This window comes from Verticiella sediminum (assembly GCF_007558815.1).
GTDB lineage: Bacteria > Pseudomonadota > Gammaproteobacteria > Burkholderiales > Burkholderiaceae_B > Verticiella > Verticiella sediminum.
The window spans coordinates 174,167-194,673 of sequence record NZ_VLTJ01000004.1; the positions used below are offsets into that span (position 1 = coordinate 174,167).

At 68.8% G+C, this 20,507-nt stretch carries 21 protein-coding genes; 9 read left to right on the forward strand and 12 right to left on the reverse strand.

Going from position 1 to position 20,507, the window contains the following annotated elements:
- Positions 1-5 precede the first annotated feature (5 nt).
- From FOZ76_RS02565 to FOZ76_RS02580, 4 genes are read right to left on the reverse strand one after another with little or no spacing between them, the layout of a single operon-like run.
- A complete protein-coding gene (locus tag FOZ76_RS02565) occupies positions 6-227 on the reverse strand; it encodes an acyl-CoA carboxylase biotin carboxyl carrier protein subunit (protein ID WP_143946558.1) in 222 nt (73 codons plus the stop codon).
- Positions 215-2,500: an acetate--CoA ligase family protein gene (locus FOZ76_RS02570; protein ID WP_143946559.1), complete on the reverse strand. Its 2,286-nt coding sequence runs from the start codon at positions 2,498-2,500 to the stop codon at positions 215-217. The genes FOZ76_RS02565 and FOZ76_RS02570 overlap by 13 nt, the downstream gene beginning before the upstream one ends.
- Before the next feature lie 11 nt (positions 2,501-2,511).
- A complete protein-coding gene (locus tag FOZ76_RS02575) occupies positions 2,512-4,044 on the reverse strand; it encodes an acyl-CoA carboxylase subunit beta (RefSeq protein WP_143946560.1) in 1,533 nt (510 codons plus the stop codon).
- A 10-nt stretch (positions 4,045-4,054) separates the two neighbouring features.
- Entirely contained in the window at positions 4,055-5,038 is a 984-nt protein-coding gene (locus tag FOZ76_RS02580; RefSeq protein ID WP_143946561.1) for a tripartite tricarboxylate transporter substrate binding protein, read from the reverse strand.
- Between the two features lie 153 nt (positions 5,039-5,191).
- Between FOZ76_RS02580 and FOZ76_RS02585 the strand changes: the two genes are divergently transcribed.
- The gene (locus tag FOZ76_RS02585; protein ID WP_143946562.1) at positions 5,192-5,668 is read left to right on the forward strand and encodes a MarR family winged helix-turn-helix transcriptional regulator; all 477 of its coding nucleotides are present in this window, start codon (positions 5,192-5,194) and stop codon (positions 5,666-5,668) included.
- An 11-nt stretch (positions 5,669-5,679) separates the two neighbouring features.
- Positions 5,680-6,018: a DOPA 4,5-dioxygenase family protein gene (locus FOZ76_RS02590; protein WP_143946563.1), complete on the forward strand. Its 339-nt coding sequence runs from the start codon at positions 5,680-5,682 to the stop codon at positions 6,016-6,018.
- Positions 6,019-6,106: 88 nt separating this feature from the next.
- Here the strand turns inward: FOZ76_RS02590 and FOZ76_RS02595 are convergent, their stop codons facing one another.
- Positions 6,107-6,793 carry a PRC-barrel domain-containing protein gene (locus FOZ76_RS02595; protein ID WP_143946564.1) on the reverse strand — a complete coding sequence of 229 codons (687 nt, stop codon included), beginning with the start codon at positions 6,791-6,793 and terminating at the stop codon, positions 6,107-6,109.
- 124 nt (positions 6,794-6,917) lie between these two features.
- On the opposite strand from FOZ76_RS02595, the gene FOZ76_RS02600 reads away from it, so the two are divergent.
- Entirely contained in the window at positions 6,918-7,781 is an 864-nt protein-coding gene (locus FOZ76_RS02600; protein ID WP_143946565.1) for an SAM-dependent methyltransferase, read from the forward strand.
- Between the two features lie 154 nt (positions 7,782-7,935).
- Here FOZ76_RS02600 and FOZ76_RS02605 read toward each other — a convergent pair whose 3' ends face one another.
- The 5 genes from FOZ76_RS02605 to FOZ76_RS02625 form a co-directional block, all read right to left on the reverse strand.
- A complete protein-coding gene (locus FOZ76_RS02605) occupies positions 7,936-8,802 on the reverse strand; it encodes an HpcH/HpaI aldolase/citrate lyase family protein (RefSeq protein ID WP_211365960.1) in 867 nt (288 codons plus the stop codon).
- A 20-nt stretch (positions 8,803-8,822) separates the two neighbouring features.
- Positions 8,823-9,269, reverse strand: coding sequence for a J domain-containing protein (locus tag FOZ76_RS28260; RefSeq protein WP_143946566.1), 447 nt, complete (start codon positions 9,267-9,269; stop codon positions 8,823-8,825).
- Positions 9,270-9,557: 288 nt separating this feature from the next.
- A complete protein-coding gene (locus FOZ76_RS02615) occupies positions 9,558-10,046 on the reverse strand; it encodes a DUF1828 domain-containing protein (RefSeq protein WP_143946567.1) in 489 nt (162 codons plus the stop codon).
- Between the two features lie 121 nt (positions 10,047-10,167).
- Positions 10,168-10,464: a YciI family protein gene (locus FOZ76_RS02620; RefSeq protein ID WP_143946568.1), complete on the reverse strand. Its 297-nt coding sequence runs from the start codon at positions 10,462-10,464 to the stop codon at positions 10,168-10,170.
- A gap of 3 nt (positions 10,465-10,467) precedes the next feature.
- Positions 10,468-11,517, reverse strand: coding sequence for a cyclase family protein (locus tag FOZ76_RS02625; protein ID WP_143946569.1), 1,050 nt, complete (start codon positions 11,515-11,517; stop codon positions 10,468-10,470).
- A gap of 73 nt (positions 11,518-11,590) precedes the next feature.
- On the opposite strand from FOZ76_RS02625, the gene FOZ76_RS02630 reads away from it, so the two are divergent.
- Together FOZ76_RS02630 and FOZ76_RS02635 are read left to right on the forward strand one after the other, a co-directional pair.
- Positions 11,591-12,367: an IclR family transcriptional regulator gene (locus tag FOZ76_RS02630; protein WP_143946570.1), complete on the forward strand. Its 777-nt coding sequence runs from the start codon at positions 11,591-11,593 to the stop codon at positions 12,365-12,367.
- Positions 12,364-13,341: a Bug family tripartite tricarboxylate transporter substrate binding protein gene (locus FOZ76_RS02635; RefSeq protein WP_143946571.1), complete on the forward strand. Its 978-nt coding sequence runs from the start codon at positions 12,364-12,366 to the stop codon at positions 13,339-13,341. The genes FOZ76_RS02630 and FOZ76_RS02635 overlap by 4 nt, the downstream gene beginning before the upstream one ends.
- 29 nt (positions 13,342-13,370) lie before the next feature.
- Here FOZ76_RS02635 and FOZ76_RS02640 read toward each other — a convergent pair whose 3' ends face one another.
- The gene (locus tag FOZ76_RS02640) at positions 13,371-15,149 is read right to left on the reverse strand and encodes an acyclic terpene utilization AtuA family protein (protein ID WP_143946572.1); all 1,779 of its coding nucleotides are present in this window, start codon (positions 15,147-15,149) and stop codon (positions 13,371-13,373) included.
- Between the two features lie 3 nt (positions 15,150-15,152).
- The gene (locus FOZ76_RS02645) at positions 15,153-16,136 is read right to left on the reverse strand and encodes a Bug family tripartite tricarboxylate transporter substrate binding protein (protein WP_170235263.1); all 984 of its coding nucleotides are present in this window, start codon (positions 16,134-16,136) and stop codon (positions 15,153-15,155) included.
- A 139-nt stretch (positions 16,137-16,275) separates the two neighbouring features.
- On the opposite strand from FOZ76_RS02645, the gene FOZ76_RS02650 reads away from it, so the two are divergent.
- The 4 genes from FOZ76_RS02650 to FOZ76_RS02665 all read left to right on the forward strand — a co-directional run bounded on the left by FOZ76_RS02650 (position 16,276) and on the right by FOZ76_RS02665 (position 20,483).
- Complete coding sequence (locus FOZ76_RS02650; protein ID WP_170235264.1) at positions 16,276-17,184, forward strand: LysR family transcriptional regulator; 909 nt, start codon at positions 16,276-16,278, stop codon at positions 17,182-17,184.
- Positions 17,185-17,279: 95 nt separating this feature from the next.
- Positions 17,280-18,248 (forward strand): Bug family tripartite tricarboxylate transporter substrate binding protein, encoded by a 969-nt coding sequence (locus FOZ76_RS02655; RefSeq protein WP_246129257.1) that lies wholly within the window; start codon positions 17,280-17,282, stop codon positions 18,246-18,248.
- A gap of 136 nt (positions 18,249-18,384) precedes the next feature.
- The gene (locus tag FOZ76_RS02660; protein WP_143946607.1) at positions 18,385-19,581 is read left to right on the forward strand and encodes a M20 aminoacylase family protein; all 1,197 of its coding nucleotides are present in this window, start codon (positions 18,385-18,387) and stop codon (positions 19,579-19,581) included.
- Positions 19,578-20,483 (forward strand): LysR family transcriptional regulator, encoded by a 906-nt coding sequence (locus FOZ76_RS02665; protein WP_170235265.1) that lies wholly within the window; start codon positions 19,578-19,580, stop codon positions 20,481-20,483. The genes FOZ76_RS02660 and FOZ76_RS02665 overlap by 4 nt, the downstream gene beginning before the upstream one ends.
- Positions 20,484-20,507: the final 24 nt, after the last annotated feature.

The window sequence follows — 20,507 nt, forward strand, 5'->3', positions numbered from 1 at the left end:
CAGCTTCAGGTGTCGATCTGGCCGATCGCCTGACCTTCCTCCACCGCATCGCCTTCGGCGACCCGCAGCGCGGCCACCCGGCCGGCCGCGGGCGCCGCGACGGGGATCTCCATCTTCATGGATTCGACGATGACGACGGTCTGCTCGGCGTCCACGGCATCGCCGACGTTGGCCTCGATCTTCCAGACGCGGCCGGTGACTTCGCTGACGATATCTATCTTGGGCATGCGGGCTCCTGCAAGGGATGGAAAACGGAAAAAGCGGCGAGCGCGGACTCGGTCGTGCGCAGGCAGGCGAGCGCGCGCGCCGCGTCGGCCAGCTCGTCGAAGACCGGCACGCCGGCGCCGATGGCCGCCTGGCGCAGCCGTCGGCGCAGCGCGTCCACCGGCTCGCTGGTGTCCGAGCGCAGCACCAGCAGCACATGGGGCCGCCGGGTGCCGGCGCGCGTCTCGCCGCCCAGCGCGGCGAGCGTCAGGCGCTGGATCAGCGTTTCGTCGGCGTAGCCGAGCAGCACGGGCAGGTTCAGGTGCAGGACCAGGGCGTCGACCTCCGGCGTGCTGGTCAATATCTCCAGGATGCGGTGGGCGAGGGCGCCACCGTCCACGCGCAGCACGCCCACCGGCGTATCCACCGGGTTGCGCAGGCTGGCCCCGGGCGGAACCGGCAGCGCCGCCAGGCGGGCGGCGGTCGCGGGGCCGAAGGCCGGCACGGCGAAGCCCGCGCGGGCGAAGGCGTCGCAGGCCAGCACGCTGGTGCCGCCGCCGTTGCCGAACAGCGCCACCCGGGTGCTCGGGCGCTGCGGGCGCGGTTGCAGGCATTGCAAGGCCAGGCAGGCATCGATCAGTTCGTCCAGCGTCTGCACCGTGGCCATCCCGGCCTGGCGCGCGAACGCCGACCACAGCCGCGCATCGCTCGCCATCGCGCCGGTGTGCGAGGCTGCCGCTGCCTGCCCCTGCTCGGAGGTGCCGCCCTTGAGCAGCACGATGGGCTTGCCGTGCCGCTGCCGGCGCAGCGTGGCGAGGATGGCCGCCGGATCGCTCAGCGACTCGACGTAGAGGGCGATCTGGCGCACGCGGGGGTCGGCCAGGTGGTGCGCGAGCAGCTCGGCCACCGACAGGTCGGCGGCGTTGCCGATCGTGATCAGGCTGGAGAAGGCCAGGCCGCGCGCCTGGCCGCGGCGAAGAATGTCCACGCCGAGCCCGCCGCTCTGCGAGATGACCGCCAGCCCGCCTTCCTCGGCTTGCATGCCGTCGATGAAGGTGACGCGGCCGCGCACGCTGTGCAGGCCCAGGCAGTTGGGGCCGATCACGCGGGTGCCGGCGGCCCTGGCCGCGGCGAGCACGGCCTGCTGCAGGGCGTCGCCGCCTTCGACTTCGGCGAATCCGCTGGTCATCACCTGGGCATACCGCACCATGCCCGGCGCCGCCGCCAGCAGCGGCGCCACGGCGGCGGCCGGCACGGCGATGTAGGCGTAGTCCACGGGCTCGGGCAGGGCGGCCAGGCTGGCCACGGCGGGCACGCCGTCGATCTCGCTCGCGGTGGGATGCACCACGTAGAGGCGGCCCGGATAGCCGTATTCGCGCAGGTTGCGCATGAAATGGTTGCCCGAGCGCCCCCCGTCCGCCGAGGCGCCCACCACGGCCACGCTGCGGGGCGCGAAGAGGCGCTCCAGGCTGGCGTCGTCGGCAAAGGCCGGCGCCAGGGGGGGCGCGGCCGGGCGGTGACGAAGGAGGAGATCCTCCTGTCCGTGGGAGGAATCGCGCCCCCTTCGGGCGGCCGGGCGGTGGCGCTCGTGCAACTGCACGCGGGCGTCAACGGCCACCACGCCCTGCGCGCTGGCGATGAGGGGATTGACGTCGATGGCGGCGATGCGATCGGCGCAGGCGGGCAGCAGGCCGTCGGGGCCGGCCAGCGCCAGCACGGCGCGCACTACCGCCTCCACGTCCACCGCGGGCTGGCCGCGATAGCCGGCCAAGAGGGGCCGGATGCGCAGGGTCTGCAGCATGTCGCGCACGTCGTGCGCCGTGACCGGGCACAGGCGCATGGCCACGTCCTGCCAGAGTTCGGCCTGGGTGCCGCCGCCGCCGAGCATCACGCAGGGGCCGAACACCGGATCGACCACGCCGCCCAGCAGCAGCTCCACGCCGGGCGCGGCCATTTCCTCGACCAGGTAGCCGGCGATGCGGGCCTGCAGGTAGGCGCTGGCCATGGCCTGCATGACCGCATCCACCTCCTGCGCGGCGACGTTCAGGCGCACGCCGCCGCCGTCGCTCTTGTGCACCACGTCGGGCGACACGATCTTCACCGCGTAGGGCGGCGTCAGCGCGGCCAGTTGCGCATGTGCGCCGGGCCCCGGCACGAATGCGCCGCGCGGCGCGGCGATGCCCGCCTCGGCCAGCAGGCGCTTGGCGGTGGGCTCGTCCAGCCAGCCCTGCCCGGCGTGCCGGTCGAGCAGCGCGCGCCACGGCTGGCGGCGGTCCTGCGGTTGCCCCGACTCCATGCGGCCTCTCCTCAATAGCTCGTCGGCCACGTGCGCATCAGGTGCTCGCCGACGCCGCCGGACAGGCGCAGGCGATGCACCTGCAGCAGGCGGATCAGGGTCTGGCGGGTGTCCACCGGATTGATGACGTGGTGCGCCGCGTGCACGGCGGCCGCGTCGTAGGCGCTGGTGCCCTTGGTCATCTCGGCGAGCAGCTCGGCGTAGCGCGCAGGTTCGGTCTGAGGGTCCACGCCGTGCACGATGGCGACGGCCGAGCGCGGGTCCATGAAGTTCACCTCGGCCGAGAACCAGGCGACGACTTCGTCGGCATTGCCGCCGCCGCCCATGTTGAGCACCGCCTGGCCGTAGGTCTTGCGCATGACGACCGACAGCTTGGGCACGCTGACCAGCGACATCGCGTTCATCCAGTTCATCACGCGCCCGATCGCACCCTGGCGTTCGCCCTCCACGCCGATCAGAAAGCCCGGCTGGTCCACCATGAAGACCAGCGGAATGTTGAACGAATCGCACAGCACCAGGAAACTCACCACCTTCTCGCAGGCGCTGGGGTCGATCGCGCCGCCCTTGAAGAGAGGGTTGCTCGCGACCACGCCCACCGTATGGCCGTCCAGGCGCGCGAGCGCCGTCACCACCGACTTGCCAAAGCGCGGCTTGAGTTCGAACAGCGAGTTGCGATCGTAGATCAGCGCCAGGATCTTGCGCACGTCATAGACCTTGGAACGCTCCTCGGGCAGCAGCTCGAGGATGCGCTCGGCGTCCTCGCCCGAACCCGCCGGGACGGCGGCCACGGGCGGCGGCTCCTGGTGGTGGCTGGGCAGGTAGGACAGAAAGCGCCGCACGGCGTCGAGCGCTTCCTCGTCGGTGTCGACCGCCAGGTCGACCATGCCGGTGACCTCGGTGTGCAGCCGCCAACCGCCCAGGGACTCCGGGTCGACCGCCTCGGCGACGGCACGGGAGGTGAGCTTCACGCTGGAGACGGCGGTGATGGCGCCCTTGCGCATCACGACGAAGTCCGCGAGCGCGGCGTACCAGGAGGACGAGCCGTAGCAGTGGCCCAGCACCGCCGAGACCCACGGGGTCTCGCGCATGCGCCGGTACTGCGTGGGCCGGTCTCCGGCCCCCACGCCCGCCGCGCCCATGACGTCGGGCATCCGGGCGCCGGTGGATTCGCCCAGGAACACCATGGGCAGGCCGCGGCTGGTGGCGATCTTCTTGACGTGCCCGACCTTGGTCGTGTTCACCGTGCTGCTGGAGGCGCCCATCACCGTGAAGTCGTTGGACACCACGGCGACCTCGCGGCCGTCGATCCGGCCGTAGCCGGCGATCTTGCCGTCGGCGGGCGTGACCTCGCGCACCTCGGGACGGATCGACGTGGCGTAGCGCCCGGTCTCCAGGAAGGTGCCGGCATCCACCAGCCGGTCGATGCGTTCGCGGGCGTTCAGGATGCCCTGGGCGCGCCGCTCTTCGAGTTTGCGGGGGCCGCCCATGGCGAGCGCGGCGCGGGTCCGGGCCTCGTGTTCGGCGATGTGCTTGTCGTGGTTCATGCGTATCCTGCTAGCGGGGCGAATCGGTGACGAGCGTGGGCACGGCCACGGCGAGCTGGCGCCAGAAGGCCGTCTCCTCGGCGAGGATGTCGGCCAGGCCCTGCGGCGTGCTCGCCTCGAGCACCACGCCGGTCTTGGTGAGCTGGTCCGAGAAGTCCTTGTCGTGCACGATGGTCTGCGTGGCCTGCGCCAGGCGCTCGACGATGGCCGGCGGCGTGCCCGCGGGCGCGAGGATGCCGTACCAGACGGTGACCACGTACTCGGGCGCGCCCGATTCCTTGAAGGTGGGCACATTCGGCAGCACCGCGACGCGCTCGGCCGAAGACACCGCTATCGGCTTGAGCGTGCCCGCCTGGATGTGCGGCAGCACCACCGGCGTGAGCGCGAACACCATGTTCACCTGGCCGGCGATGGCGTCGGTGACCGCCTGTGCGCCACCCTTGTAGGGCACGTGCAGCAGGTCGATGTCGGCGCGCTTCTTGAGCAGTTCGACGTACAGGTTCAGTTGCGCGCTCGAAATGGTCAGCTTGCCGGGTGTCTTGTGCGCGGCAGCCATCAGCTCGGCCGGCGTGCCGTAGGGTGTGGCGGGGTGGGCCGCGACCACGAAAGGCACCCGCGCGAGCAAGGCGACGGGCGCAAAGGCCTTATCCGGGTCGAAGGACGGCTGCGGGCCGAAGGTGCGATTGAGCGCCAGGCCATTGCCGCCGAAAAGCAGGGTGTAGCCGTCGGCCGGCGCCCGGGCCACCCAGTCCGCGCCGATGTTGGTCGATGCGCCGGGGCGGTTCTCGACGATGACGGATTGGCCCAACTGCCGGCCCAGCAGCTCGCCGTACTGCCGGGCGATCATGTCGGTGCTGCCGCCGGGCGGGTAGGGAATCACCAGGGTGATGGGGCGCTGCGGCCAGTCCGCCGCGGCGGCTGGCAGGGCGAGAACGAACAGCAGGGCAGCCGCCCAGCGCTCGAATCGCCTGCGGTATGGCGAACGTACAGACATGGGTCTCCTCCCGCGCACGCCGTTGTCGTGGTGTTCTGCTTGAGCGTGCGAGGGCCCACACTAATCCAGCGCCGGATTATAGTCAACTAGGGTTACTACATTGCCCCTGTCTACAATGCGGGCGGCTTACCCCGCTGGCAATCTGGAAGACGGATGATCGATCAGGAACGTATCAACACGCTGAGAGCCGCGCGCGCGACCGGCATCGGCCGCATGCTGCTGCTGGCCCGGCGCGATTTTCTCGCCCGGGTGCAGGAGCGCCTGGCTTCGGGCGGCGCGAGCCTGCCGCCGTCGTGGGCCGGCCTGCTGCCCTACATCGATATCGAGGGCACCCGCAGCACCGTGCTCGCCCAGCGCGCCGGCATCTCCAAGCAGGTGGTCGCCAAGGTGGTGAAGGAACTGGAAGCGCTCGGCCTGCTCGAGCGCAGCCCGGACAAGGGCGACGGGCGGGCGTTCCTGGTGTGCTTCACAGAGCTTGGCCTGGAACGCCTGCTGAGTACGCACGAGGCCATCACCGAGATCGAACACGAGTACGAAGCCTTGCTGGGTGCGCGAAAATTCGGCGTACTGCGCGAAGCGCTGTTCCAGATCGCCTATGGCGCGCAACCCCACGAGATGCGCAAACGCTGAGGACACACACCATGTCAGAACCCGCCATCCACGGCTATCACGCCCATGTGTACTACGACGCCGACACGCTGGAGCGTGCGCGCGCCATTTGCGAAACCGCCCAGCGCGAATTCGGCGTGCAGATGGGGCGCATGCACGAGCGCCCGGTCGGGCCGCATCCGGACTGGAGCTGCCAGTTGGCGTTCGACCAGGAGACCTTCGGTCGCGTCGTGCCCTGGCTCGCTGTCCACCGGCAGGGGCTGGTGGTGTTCCTGCATCCGCTCACCGGGGACGATCTCGCGGACCACCGCGATCACGCGATCTGGATGGGTGCCGTACGCCCGCTGAACCTTGCGGCGCTGATGGTCTGATCGACCAAAAGCGAACGCCCGGCCAGGGGCCGGGCGGCTGGGTGCCATGCCCGCCTCCCTGGAGGGCGGGCGATGGGCAACGGCTCGGTCAGGGCTGCTGCCAGACCGCCAGTTCGACCATGACGTCGTTGTCGACGTCCTTGTAGGCCTCGTCATCGCCCGTGCGGGCGTCGTCCATGGTTTCGATGTCGGTTTCGGTCACCCCCAGTACGACCAGATCGTCGTCGCGCACCCAGAAGCGGTCGGCCGGCAGCGCAGCGCGGTCTTCACCGATGCCGAAGAAGCCGCCCTTGCCGATCACGATGTAGTGGGTGCCGTCGTTGCTGGCGACCACATCGGACACTTCGCCGATTTTTTCACCTTGGCCGTTTTGCACGTCCCTGCCGTTGATGTCCTTCACCGACAGGGATTGCATCTTCGCATTGGCGCGGTCCGGGCCGGCGGTGCCGGTTCCCAGGGCCTTGTTCAGACGGCCGCGCTCGTCATCCGTCATGGCCTGGTTGGTCGTGTCCGGCGTACTGGCCGGGCCTGGGTTGGCGCCCGAGGCTTCCGTGGCCGGGCTGTTCACCGCCGGCGCCGGCGTAGCCGGGCTCTCGGTAGCGGCAGCAAGGGCCATGGGCGAGGCGAAGGCGGCGGAAACGAGTAGGGCGAGAGTAGCGCGTTTCATATTGAAGTCTCCTGAGCTGTACAGCATGAAAAGTCGAGTAAAAACATCGGGATGCGAAACCCGCATCGTCAGGTGATCTTTCGCAACCGGCGTTCCCACCGCGTTCATTCAGCCCTCAATGCACGCCAGCGCCCTCGGTGAACTGTCGTTGGGTACCCTCCTTGCTGTAAGGTTGGGTTGGTCGCGGCTCACCCCGGGGCCGCCTCTTTGCCAAATTCACAGGAAAGCCGTCATGTCCGTCTTGCAAGATCGCGTCGCTACCCGTTTCAACGCCCGAAGCACCGCGGGCGCTGCGCTCGTCTCTTCGCTGTTTTTGCTGGGTGCGTGCGCCCAGGCTGCCGCCCCCGCTGCGACGGAGTCCGCCGCTGCGAGCACAACGTACGAGCCCACCGTCGGCCAGGCCGGCAAGGACGTCGTGTGGGTGCCCACCCCGCAAGTGCTGGTCGACACCATGCTCGATCTGGCCAAGGTCACGCCCCAGGACTACCTCATGGACCTGGGCTCCGGCGACGGGCGCACGGTGATCACCGCCGCCAAGCGCGGCCTCACCGCGCGCGGCATCGAATACAACCCCGACATGGTCGCGCTCGCCAAGAGCAACGCCGAGAAGGAAGGCGTGAGCGACAAGGCCACCTTCGAGCAGGCCGATCTCTTCGAGACCGACTTCAGCAAGGCCAACGTCATCACCATGTTCCTGCTGCCCTCGATCAACGAGAAGCTCGCGCCCAAGCTGGTGCAGCTCGAACCCGGCACGCGCATCGTCTCCAACTCCTTCCGCATGGGCTCTTGGCAGCCCGACCAGGAAGTGATGGTCACGGACAACTGCACTAGCTGGTGCAACGCGCTGCTCTGGATCGTGCCGGCGCAGGTCGAAGGCAACTGGCAGATCGACGGCCAGCCCCTAGTGCTCGAACAGGATTACCAGATGCTCACCGGCACCCTGGGTGGCCAAGCGATTTCCGAGGGCAAGCTGCTCGGCAACGCGATCACCTTCAAGGTGGGCGATGTCACCTACGAGGGCACGGTGGAAAGCGGTGCGATCAAGGGCAAGACCACGGGCGGCAAGTCGGCCGAGTGGCATGCGGTGAAGGGTTGAGCGCGTAGCCGCCCCGGCGTTGAACGAGCAGGCCGCCCCGGCGAACCGACCCCCAAGACGTTGGTCGGTTTGCCGGGGCGGCCTTTTTCATTGGTGCGAAGGGGAAGGGCGTTGCGCAGGCGCACGCCGCGCCCGCACGGCGTAGTGCGCGCGCTCAGCCGGCCCGCCCCGCGATCGCCTCCGCGAACGCCACCACCCGTTCGGCGTCGGCGGCATGCAGGTTCTCGACCATCTTGCCGTCGAGCACGGCGATGCCCTTGCCCTCGCGTTCGGCCGCCTGCCATGCCGCGAGCACGCGGCGCGCGTGCTCCACCGCTTGCGCGGTCGGCCCGAAGACCCGATTGGCCGGCGCCACCTGGGCGGGGTGAACCAGTGTCTTGCCATCGAAACCGAGGGCGCGCCCCTGTTCGCACAGGCGGGTGAAGGCCTCGGTATCGTCGAGCACCGCCGAGACACCGTCCAGTACGTCGCGGCCATGGCGCCGCGCGGCGTTGACCGTGCGCGACAGGGCGTACAGCAGGCCCTGCCGGTCGGGCGTGTCCGGCAGCCGCAGTTCCTTCTGCAGGTCGGACGTGCCCATGACCAGGACGGCGACGCCGTCCTGCGCGGCGATCTGATCGACGCGGCTCACGCCGGCCGGCGTCTCGATCATGGGCCACAGGGGGATGGCCGTCCCGACGTCGTTCATGCGGTCGCGGTAGTGCTCGAGCGTGGCGACGTCCTCGACCTTGGGCAGCACGATGCCGTCGGGGCGGGCGTCCAGCGCCGCCTCGAAGTCGCTGCGGCCCCATGGCGTGTGCAGGCCGTTGACGCGGATGAGCACTTCACGATGGCCGTAGCCGCCCGCCCGCACCTGCGCGCAGGCCTGCGCGCGCGCCTGCTCCTTGGCCGAGGGCGCGACGGCGTCTTCCAGATCGAAGATGACGGCATCCACATCCAGGCTGCGCGCCTTGTCCATGGCGCGCTGGTTGGCCGCCGGCATATAGAGCACGGAACGGCGGGGACGCAGGGTGGTGTTCATGAAGGTTCCCGGAGATGGCATCAGCGCGAAGCGGCGGCCGCCGCCGCACGCGGCTTGGGTGCCGGCGCATCGGAACCGCCGGGCGCCCAGACGAAGGCCGCAACCAGCAGCAGCGCGACCGCGGCCAGGCCGGCCACCCGGCCTTTGCGCAGCCCGTGGCGCGAGGCGGCGGGCGGTGGTTCGTCCTGTGCGCGCCGTAGCGCCTGCCGCCGCACAGCCTCGTCGTGCTGGCGCAGCAAGGCGGCTTCCTCCTCGCGTATCCAGGCGTCATGCGCACGGCGCCGCGCCGGATCGGACAGCACTTCGTAGCCGCGGTTGAGCATGCCCATCACGCGCTGCGCCTTGGCGTCGCCGGGGTTGCGGTCGGGATGGTATTGCTGCGTCAGCGCGCGATAGGCCGCGCGGATCACCGCCGGCGGTGCATCGCGGGAGACTTTCAGGTTCTCGTAATGGGAATGCACGCGCATGGTGATTGCAGCAGCCGTGGCGGCAGGATGGGCATCGGTGCATGATAATGCACGGCCGGCGCGCTGCCGAGGGTGCCTGCGGGGTTTCGTCGGCCGGCGCGTACCGACCGACGCCGTCCCCGGCCATGCGCGTTCAGTCCACCACGTCGCGCGGAACCCACTTCTTCCTTGCCCGAGGGGCAAGGGCATGGCGCAGATGCTGCTGGGGATGGAGGTGTTTGCGGATTAGCGACCTTCGTAGCGTACGCCACCCGGGGGGATACTGCGCGGCATCGGCTAACGCCTGGCTCAGTGCTTCGTACTTTGCTGAGCCAGTGCAGCTAGTCGGGAAAACAGTTGCGCATGGCGACACCTGCCGCCATGTGGTTCGGAGGGATCACGTCGATGTATTCCCCGTCCAGCAGGTAGTCGAACGTATGCGTTCGCTGCAACCCCCTGCGAAAATGCGTGCCGGACCTGATCTCGCGGCGACAGCACACGGAAATCGGCCTTTTCCCCCAGAGCGTAGCCAAAAGGCGCGACACGCTCTCTCAGGACGTTCAGACGACGATGCTTGTAGGGCTCGAGCCCCATGGACGAGAGGTGAGCCATCGTGTCGCCATTGTCCGACACGAGCACATGCTGGTTTTCCTCGAGCAGGTACAAGACGATTGCCGTTCCGTCGGCAAACGAGAACGGAGTACCCACCTCGAACGCGGACTCACCGCGCAGCCCGGTCAGGGCCACGCAATCGTAATCGAATTGAATGGACGCATGTCCTTGCAGCGCCAGGGCCACACGCCATCACTTCAGGTACCTGACCCAGGTGCCGCCGTCGACTCAACCGGATGCCGGCCTCCTGAATCACCTGCTGCCACAGCGCCTGCTGCTCCCTCCGATGCATACGCAGGTGGCGTTCTCACAAGTACGAGCGCCCGTCCAGGTATGCCTTGCGCCAGCGCACGATCTGGTAGCGCTCGAACAGGCCCGCTGCGTAGAACGGATCGGCACGCAGGAACGCGTCCGCTGCCTGCCGGGTGTCCACGTCGAGGATGTACACGCCGCCGCCGAGGTCGCTGCCGTCGTCCTGCAGTTTGGCGCCGCAGGCGAGAAGTAGGTGTTCGTGCGCGTCCAGGTACGCCAGGTGGGCGGTGCGCGTGGCCTGGCGCAACGCCAGCGTGCCCGGCTTGTCGAAGGTTTCGATGAGATAAGGCATGGCCTATACCGTGGCGATGGGGGTGACGGGCGAGCCGACCGCGCCGGGCAGGTTCAGGGGCGGGGCGGTCAGGAAGCAGTCATAACGCTCGTGGGCACGCAGCCAGCGGGCCAGGGGGCCGAGATACCACATCTCGCCCAGCGGCAATCCCAGCTTGAACAGGCAATGATGGTGCAGCGGCAGGGCGGCGCAGCACGCATTGGCTTTCTTGACCGGGTACGTCTCGACCGCGTGGTTGTCGGAGGCCATGGCGCCGATGCGGCTGTCGGTGATCCATTGCAGCAGGCGCTCGTCGCTGCCATCCAGGCCAGCGCATATCTCGTGCACGAGTTCCGGGTCCGGATTGCGGTTCATCTCCAGCAGCGCATCGCCGTATTCGGTGTGAAAGAGCAGGATGTCGCCCTGGCGGATCTCGATACGGTCCGCCTCCAGGATGCGCATGAGATCGTCATAGCCGACCGAGTGCGCAGCGCGTCCGTAGTGCCGGGCCAGGTCGACCAGCACGCCGCGCCCCTGCATGCCCGATTCGGCGAGCTGGGTGATGTCCAGCCGGGTGGCCTTCGATGTCGGGCCCTGGCCCAGATCCGTCTTGGCGTAGCCTTCGCCTACCGCGTAGTCCACCGGCCCCTGGATGTGTTCGTTCGGCCGGAAGCCGTTGTAGTAAACGCGCTCGGGAATGCCGTCGCCGTTGGCATCGAACAGCGCACCGACGTGCGCGAGCGAATCCCACTGGGTGGAGTACTGCAGGCTCATTGTCACGTTGTCGTCGCTGAGCACGTCGACGCAGCCTGGCCGCAAGCGGCCCAGTGGAAAGTTCAGATACGGATCGCCGTCCCGCTCGGTCGGCGTCAGGCGCGGTGGATGGCGTCGCGGGTTGACGGCGGTGCCGCCGGGGTAGTCCAGCGGCAGCGACAGGCAGAAGCGCTCACCCGTGCGGATCAGGCCGGCGGCCTGGCGTACCGCCTCGGGAGTGATCCAATTCAGGCAACCGCGCTGGTCGTCGGCCCCGAAATCGCCCCAGTTCGACCCTTCGGGCCGCTGCTTCCATCGCATGCTCGATCTCCCTCTAAAGCGTGTTGATGTCTCATTGACACGATTAATTTATCACGTATAGGATATGTTCATCATGGATGTGAAAACCGCAACCCGTGTCCTCGACGTCTTCAATTTGTTCGCCGAGCAGCAGAAACCTCTGCTCTACAGCGAGATCGCCTCAGCGATGGGCATTCCGCTGTCGAGTTGTCACGGCTTGCTGAAGACGATGGTCGCCAAGGGCTATCTGTACGAGCTGGGCAAGAAGAGCGGCTACTACCCGACGCAGAAACTGCTGCACGTGGCCAGCGTCATCTGCCGCCGGGATCCGCTGGTGACGGCCCTGGAACCCGTGCTGCTCACGGTGCGCGACTCGACCCGGGAGACGGCGATCCTCGCCAAATTGGCAGACAGGCAGGTGGTCTACCTCAGCGTGGTCGAGTCCACCCAGACGATCCGCTATAGCCATCAGCCCGGCGGATTCAAGAGCCTGCACGCCACCAGTTCGGGCAAGGCGCTGGTATCGGTGCTCGACCCCAAGGGTCGCCGTGCCCTGCTGGACAGCTACACCGACTGGACGCCCATCACCCCGAACACGCTGCCCTCGCGTGAGCGTTTCGAACAGGACGTCGCTGCCGGCGTAGCGCGCAGGTGGCAGCGTTCGGTGGGCGAGAACGTCGAGGACGTGATGTCGCTCGCGTTCGGCTTTCGCGTCCATGAGCAATCGTTCGCCATCGTGGTCGCCGGCCCCGTGGCGCGCATGCAGAAGCACGAGGAGGAGATCGCCCGGATCTTCCCCGCAATCCGCCAGCAACTAGCCGATGTGCTCGCCCCGACGCGCATCGATTTCGATACAGGAGACCCAGAATGAAAAGAAGAACCCTTGCGCTGACCGCGGCGGCCGCGTTCGCGTGCGTTCTCGGCGCCGGCCCCGCGCGCGCCGCCGCCGACTATCCGACAAAGCCGATGCAGGTGATCCTGCCGTTCGCGGCGGGCGGTCCCACCGATGTCGTCGGGCGAGTCATCGCGACAGAGATGGGACAGATTCTCGGGCAGCCGTTGGTGATCGAGAGTCGGCCGGGGGCCAGCGGCACCATCGGCGCGGCTGCAGTGGCGCGTGCGCCTGCCGACGGCTACACGCTGCTCATGAACGCCTCGGTCCAGGTGATCTACCCTGGGCAGTTCAAGTCGCTGCCCTTTGATCCCATGGACGACTTCACGGCTGTCGGGGTGCTGGGAACGGTGCCCATGGTCGCGGTCGTTCCGCCGGATTCGCCTTATTCAAGCTTCCAGGAATTGATCGATGCGGCCAAGGCCAAGCCCGGCGCGCTGTCGTTCGCGTCGCCGGGCGTGGCCACGCTGCCACACCTGGTGGGCGAGCTGCTCAATACCTCCACGGGAGCGCGTCTGGAACACGTGGGCTATCGCGGCAGCAACCCCGCTCTCACCGACGTGGCCGGCGGCCATGTTCACGTGATGTACGCGCCGCTCGCGCCCGCCATGCCGCTCATTCAATCGGGGCGGCTCAAGCCGCTCGCGGTGACTACCCGAGAGCGCCTGAAGGATCTGCCCGAGGTACCGACCATCGCCGAGACCGTGCTGCCGGACTTCGATATCGTTACCTGGTACGGCCTCTGGGCGCCCAAAGGCACGCCCGAGCCGGTCGTACAGAAGTTGAACCAGGCAATGGTCCAGGCTTCCAGCTCACCCAAGGTGGCCGAGACGCTGGCGGCCCAGGGCACGATACCCAGCGGCCTGAGCCACACCGAAACCCAGGCCTTCGCGCTGGAAGAGAACCAGCGCTGGCTCAAGGTCATGCAGGACGCCGGCATCCAGCCGGAATGATCCGGCCCGGGGGGCGGCCCCGGGCCGCCCTAGTCCGGGCACACCGCCATCCCCAGCAGCATCTGCGCCATGCCCTTGCCCATCGGGTCCGGCCGCAGCGAGCTGGGGCCGCCGCCGTCCAGCGCCTCGGTGAGCAGGAAATTCAAGGCATGCAGGCCGGGCACTTCGTAGCGCGTGACGTCGCCGTGCACCAGGTGCGCCAGGTAGTTGCGCACGCGCTCGGGCGTCAGTTCGCGCCGCAGCACGGGCAGGTCCTCCGGGCGGCGCGCGATGATGGCGATGTTCGATGAGTCGCCCTTGTCGCCGGAGCGGCCGTGGGCGAGGGCGATCAAGGCAACGCTGCGGGCCGAGTGAGGCGGCGGAGCGCTGGCGCCGGCCTCGGGCACGGGGCTGTGCGGCATGGCGGTGTGGCCGTGCATCGTCGGCACGGCGTGGGCTCGGCCATCCATGCAGACCTGCACCGGGCCGAGCCGGCGCTTGTCCAGCAGGCAGGAGAAAAGCCGATAGCGTGGCTCGACCGGCGCATGGGTGTTCAGCGTGAGGGCGCTGCCGCTGGTCGTGCCGGGCGCGAAGGACACGCCGGCTGCGCGCGATTCGCGCGCAAGCAGCGCCAGGGCCTCCTGGCGTGGATGCACGGCGGCGATGCGCACCACGGCCTCGCGCAGGGCCAGCGCCTGTGCGTGCGGCCCATAGCCGTCCTCGGCCCCGAGCACGCTCACCTGCAGCTTCTCGAAGTCTTCGAGACCGGCCTCGCCCAGCAACTCGCGCACGCGCGCCACCAGCGCCTGCCCGGTGCGCCTGGCCTTGGCGATGGCGTCCGCCCCGAAGACCGAAAGCTGGACGATGCAGCGATAGCCGGCCTGGTAGGTGGCTGACACCTTGTACGCGGGCGGGGCGGGCCGTCCCCGCGCGCCGTCGACGCGCACCCGGTCCGGTGACGCCTGCGTCACCCGCACCCCGGTGAAGTCGCACACCACGTCGGGCAGGACATAGCAGGCCGGGTCGCCCACCTCATAGAGGATCTGCTCGCTCACGGTGGCCGTGTTGAGCAGCCCGCCCGTGCCCGCGGGCTTGGCGACGACGAAGCTGCCGTCGGCGCGGCATTCCACGTAGGGATAGCCGATGTGTTCCCAATCGGGCACCTGCTCCCAGTCGGTGAAGATGCCGCCCGTGGCCTGCGCGCCGCATTCCAGGATGTGGCCGGCGAGCGAACCCGCGGCCAGGCAATCCAGCGCGTCGGCCGTCCAGCCGAATTCGTGCATCAGGATGCCGAGCGTGGCCGCACTGTCCACGATGCGTCCGGTCACCACCACGTCGGCGCCCAGCGCCAGCGCCTGCGCGATGGGCGCCGCGCCCAGGTAGGCGTTGGCGCTGTCGATGCCCGCGGGCATCGGCGTGCCGGCGTAGAAGTCGCGCACGTCCTCGGCCGCGAGCCGGGGCACGAGCGCCAGGCAGTCGTCGCCCTCGACGTAGGCCACGCGCGGGGCGCAGCCCAGCTCGCGGGCCAGCGCCTCGATCGCGGCCGCGCAACTGCGCGGGTTCAATCCGCCGGCATTGGCCACGAGGCGGATGCCGCGCTCCAGGCACGTCGGCAGGATCTCGCGCAGGGTCACCTGGACGAAGTCGCCGGCGTAGCCCGCGTCGGGGTTCATCTTGCGGGCCTGGGCAAAGCTCGACAGCGTCATCTCGGCCAGGTAGTCGAATACCAGGTAATGCATGCCCGGCACGGCGGCTAGCTGGCGCGGGCCGAGCACGCTGTCGCCGATGAAGGCGCAGGCGCCGCCGATTCTCACGATCCGGTCGTCCATCGTTCAATCCAGAGTCAGGTTGAGCTGGCGAATCAGGTCGCCGTTGATACGGCTCTCCTGTTCGAGAAAGCGTGCGAACTCGGCGGGCGTGCTGCCCACCGCCTCGGTGCTGATGTCCGCCAGGCGCGCCTGCAGGGCAGGGTCGCGCAGCACCGTGGCCAGTTCGCCGGCCAGGCGCTCGACGATGGCGGGCGGTGTGCCCTTGGGCGCGAGCACGCCTGCCCAGGCGTAGGACACTAGGTCGGGATGGCCCAGCTCCTCGATGCTCGGCACCTCGGGCAGCAGCGGCGAACGCTCGGCGCTGGTCACGGCCAGGGCATTGAGCTTGCCCGCGCGGATCAGCGGGCCCATCGCCGAGATGGCGTCGAACATGAAGCCCACGCGGCCGCTCGCCAAGTCCGCGGTGGCGTCCGTCGAGCCCTTGTAGGGCACGTGCATGGCGCCCTTCATGCCGGTCTCGCGGGCCAGCCGTTCGCCGAGCAGGTGCGCGGCCGACCCCATGCCGCTGCTGGCGAAGCTGAGCGGTGCGGCGCCGTCGCGGCCCGCGCGGATCAGCTCGTCCAGCGAACGCAGGTCCGGCCGCGCCGACACGATGACGAGCGAGGTCCGGGTGAGCTGGGTCACCGGCACCAGGTCGTCCGGCCGGTACGGCAGCTTGCGGTAGAGCGCGGTGTTGTTGGCGTAGGCGCCGATCACCACGCCCAGCGTGTAGCCGTCGGGCGTCGCCTTGGCCACGAGGTCCGTGCCGACGATGCTGTTGGCGCCGGGCTTGTTGTCGATCACGATGGGCTGCCCGAGCCGGGCCGACAGCCCTTTCATCACGTCGCGCGCAATGATGTCGGTGTTGCCGCCGGCGGGATACGGCACGACGACGCGCAGCGGGCGCTCCGGGTAGTCCGCCGCGGCGGCGTGCGCCAGGGTCGCGGATGCCAGGCATGCCGTCAGCATGGCCAGGATGCGACCGCGGAACGTGCGGTACAGGATCATGGGGTCTCCTCGAGGATTCGGTGGGCGGCTCGGCGTCCGCTCTGGCGAAAAGTATAGGAAGGGCGTGTGGGCCGGCCCAGCCAGCTTTCGGGGTTTTGCGATAACTTCCAGGAATCGCCCTGAGTACGGAGTGTGTCGTGTGATCAAGGATCTCGCCTGGTTCGGCAAGGCCGTGGAAATGGCCAGCCTGCATGCGGCTGCGGACGCGCTGGGCATATCCCAGCCGGCGCTGTCCAAGGCCATACGCCGGCTCGAAGCCGAGTTCGGGGTTCGCCTGCTCGAGCGCACGCCCCGCGGCGTGGCGCCCACCCCCATCGGCGAAGCGCTGTACCAGCGCGCGCGCCTGCTGGGCGGCTGGGTGCACGACACCCGGGTGCTGGTGCACGATCTCAAGACCGGCCAATCCGGCGAACTGCGCGTGGGCGTGGTGCCGGCGCTGGTGGAGTCGGTGCTCACGCCCGTCCTGGGCGAGTTCCTGGCCGAAGGCTCGGCCATCCGTTTTCACACCAGCGTTCAATTGAGCGCCGTGCTGCTGCAGCAGCTCGAGGCCGGCGCTCTGGACGTCGCCATCGCCGCCGTCAATCCCGAGCGGCCCTCGTCCGCCCTGGCCAGCACGGTGCTGGGCACGCAAAGCTCGCACGTCGTGGCGCGGCTGGGGCACCCGTTGCAAGGCCGCCGGTTCACGCTGGGCGATCTGGCCGCGCAGCCCTGGGTTCTGCCGCCCGCCAATATTTCCCTGCGGGCCTGGGTGGATGCGCTGTTCGTGAACGCCGGGATCGCGTCGTCGCCCGCCTTCGTGCACACCGATGCCACGCCCGCCGTCTTCGCCGAGCTCTTGCGGCGCACCGACGCGCTGACGGTCATGGCAAACGATTCCCTGGCCTCCTCGCATGGCAAGGGGCTGCGGCCGTTGCCGCTGCCGGCGCCGCACTGGACTTTGCAACTGGGCCTGTTCTGGCGCCGCAGCGCCTACTTCTCCGCCACCATGTCGGTGTTTCGCGAGCGCGTGATCGCCGCGTTCGCGAACCGCGGCCAGGCGAGGCACTGATACGCGCCGCCCGGCGCTTCGGCGTTGCGCATAGCCCATCGCACAGCCCATCTTCCTTAGAATGAACGGTTACTTCTTCTTTCTGGATCCTTCGCATGTTGCTCAAGCGCCTCGGTCTCGTCCTGCTCGGCCTGTCCTGCGTGCTGCCCTTGGCGCGGGCCGCTGATTTTCCAGCCCGTCCCATGACCGTACTCGTGGGCGGTGGCCCGGGCAGCCTGCCCGACCTGTTCGCGCGCCCGCTGGCCGACCGCCTCTCGCGGTCACTGGGCCAGCCCGTGGTGGTGGACAACAAGCCCGGCGCGGGCGGCATGATCGCGATCCAGGCGCTCAAGGCAGCGCCGGCGGACGGCCACACCCTGGCGGTCATCACCAACGCGCACGCCGTCTGGAATCCGCACATTTTCGCCAAGCTCACCTACGATCCCAAGACCGACCTGGTGCCGGTCAGCCCGGTGGCGACGATTCCCATGGCGCTGGTGGTCAACCCCGCGCTGCCGGTCAACACCGTGCAGGAACTCTTCGACCTGGCCCGGGAAAAGCCGGGCGCGCTCAACTACGCGTCGTCGGGCAACGGCAGCCCGCCGCACGTGCTGTTCGAGATGATGCGCCGCCAGGCCGAGGCGGACATCGTGCACGTGCCGTTCAAGACCGGCACCGACGCGCTCACCTCCGTGGCCGCGGGCGACACGCAGATCTACTTCGCCGGCACTTCGCTGGTCGCGCCCATGGTGCGAGACGGCCGGCTGCGCCTGCTGGCGGTCAGCCCGAGTGTGCCGGGCGAGCCCTTCGCCGGCGTGCCCACGCTGCAGGATGCGGGCTTCCCGGGGCTGGAGGGCGTCGTCTGGCTGGGCGTGGTGACCAACCAGGGCACCCCGGCGCAGACTGTCGAACGGCTGAACCACGCCGTCGCCGAAGCCGCGCGCGATCCGTCCATGCGACAGGCTTTCGACAGCCACGGCGCCTTGCTGCTCGAAGGCAGTGCCGCCGAGTTCGCCCAGCGCATCGAGAGCGATCGCGCCACCTGGGACCCGGTGCTCGAGAAGATGGGGTTGAACCCGGGTTGATGGCGGTGTAGCGTTGCGCCGGCGGCTCATTGCCGGCACGGCATGCCGCGTGCACGAATCCGCAGCAACGGCCCCTCCGGGCACGCGTTGCCGCGCGATCACGTAGCATAGACAGCTTGCCATGACAGAACCGACCATGAACCTCATCGACGACATCGTCGCCCAGGCCGACGCCCTGCGCGCCATCCGCCGCGACATCCACGCCCACCCCGAACTCGCCTTCGAGGAAACCCGCACGGCCGACCTGCTCGCCGAGCGCCTCACCGCCTGGGGCATCCCCATCCACCGAGGCCTGGGCGGCACCGGCGTGGTCGGCACCATCCGCGGCATCCGGCCGGACAACGGCCGCACGGTCGGCCTGCGCGCCGACATGGACGCGCTGCCCATGACCGAGGCCAACACCTTCGCGCACGCGAGCAAGCATCCGGGCAAGATGCACGCCTGCGGCCACGACGGCCACACCACCATGCTGCTGGGCGCCGCGCAGCACCTCGCCGAGCATCGCGACTTCGCCGGCACCGTGTACGTGATCTTCCAGCCCGCCGAGGAGCAGGCCGGCGGCGCGCGCGAGATGATCCGCGACGGTTTGTTCGAACAATTCCCCATGGAGGCCGTGTTCGGCATGCACAACATGCCCGGCATCCCCGCCGGCACCATGGCGCTCTCGCCCGGGCCCGTGCTGGCGTCCAACAGCGAATTCACCGTCACCGTCCACGGCAAGGGCGGGCATGCCGCCATGCCGCATCTCGCAGTGGACCCGATCCCCGTCGCCGCCCAGGTACTGGCCGCCTTCCAGAACATCATCAGCCGCAACAAGAAGCCGCTGGAAGCCGCCGTGATCTCGGTCACCATGATCCACGCCGGCGACAGCGCCAACGTCATCCCGAACAGTTGCCAGATGCGCGGCACCGTGCGCGCCTACACCGCCGAGACGCTGGACCTCATCGAACGCCGCATGCGCGACGTGGCCGAACTCACCTGCCAGGCCAACGAAGCCCGCTGCGACTTCGACTTCCAGCGCATCTACCCCTCGACCATCAACCACGAAGCCGAAGCGCTCTTCGCGCGCCAGGTCATCGAAAGCATCGTCGGCCCCGAACGCCTCATCACCCAGACCCCGATCATGGCGGCCGAGGACTTCGCCTTCATGCTCGAGGCCAAGCCCGGCGCCTACGCCTTCATCGGCAACGGCGACGGCGCGCACCGCGACCATGGCCACGGCGCGGGGCCCTGCCTGGTGCACAACACCAGCTACGACTTCAACGACGAGGTGCTGCCGCTGGGGGCGACGTTCCTGGCGAAGGTGGCGCGGGCGTGGTTGGCGCGGGGGTGATCAAGCTCACCATCAAGCAGCTTTATGCCGTCAAGGAGCTCGCCGCGACGAGCAGTTTCACGGTGGCGGCGGCCCATCTGCATACGACGCAGTCGAACTTGAGCACGACCATCCGGGAAGCCGAGAGCGTGCTGGGCGTGCGGCTCTTCGATCGCACGACCAAGGCCGTCAGCCTGACGGCCACCGGCCGCGAGTTCGTACGCGGCATCGACCCGTTGCTGGAAGACCTGCAGGCGCAGGTCGACAACGTGCGCTCTGTCGGCCAGCTCCGCAAGGGACGGCTGGCGGTCGGCTTCACGCCGCTGCTCGGCAGCACGTTGCTGGCGGGCCCGATCGCGCGGTTCAACCTGCTCCACCCCGACATCGACATACGGCTGGAGGATGCGACCACGGCGGAGCTGTTTTCGCATCTGCTGAGCCAGAACATCGAGATCGCCATCGGTACGTTCGCGGGAAAGTCCTCGGAGATCGAGATCGAGGCGCTGTTCGACGATCCGTTGATCGTTCTTTCGCATGCTTCGCTGGATCTTCCGGACCAGGTTTCCTGGGAACTGCTCAGCAGGCAGCGGTTGGTCGGCATCGTCGACAACAGCAGCGTCGGCAAGCTGGTCAAGGAGACCTTCAAGGCCGTGTGCGCCCGCGGCGTGCAGACACTCGTCCAGTCTCACCATTGGCTGAGCGTGATTGCGCTGACCGAATCGCTGCGGGCCGCCTGCATCGCGCCGCGCTACACCATGGCCGGGCAGCGTACAGGCAGCCTGCGGTGTTCATCGCTCGTGCAGCCCACCTTGTCGCGCCAATTGGGCATCGCCTATCTGAAGGGCAAGAGCCTGTCGCCTGCCGCCATGCAGTTCACCGAGCTGCTCAAGCGCGCTACTGCGCTGCACTTATTGACGCAGTAGATATGTAGATTTGAACTATCAATT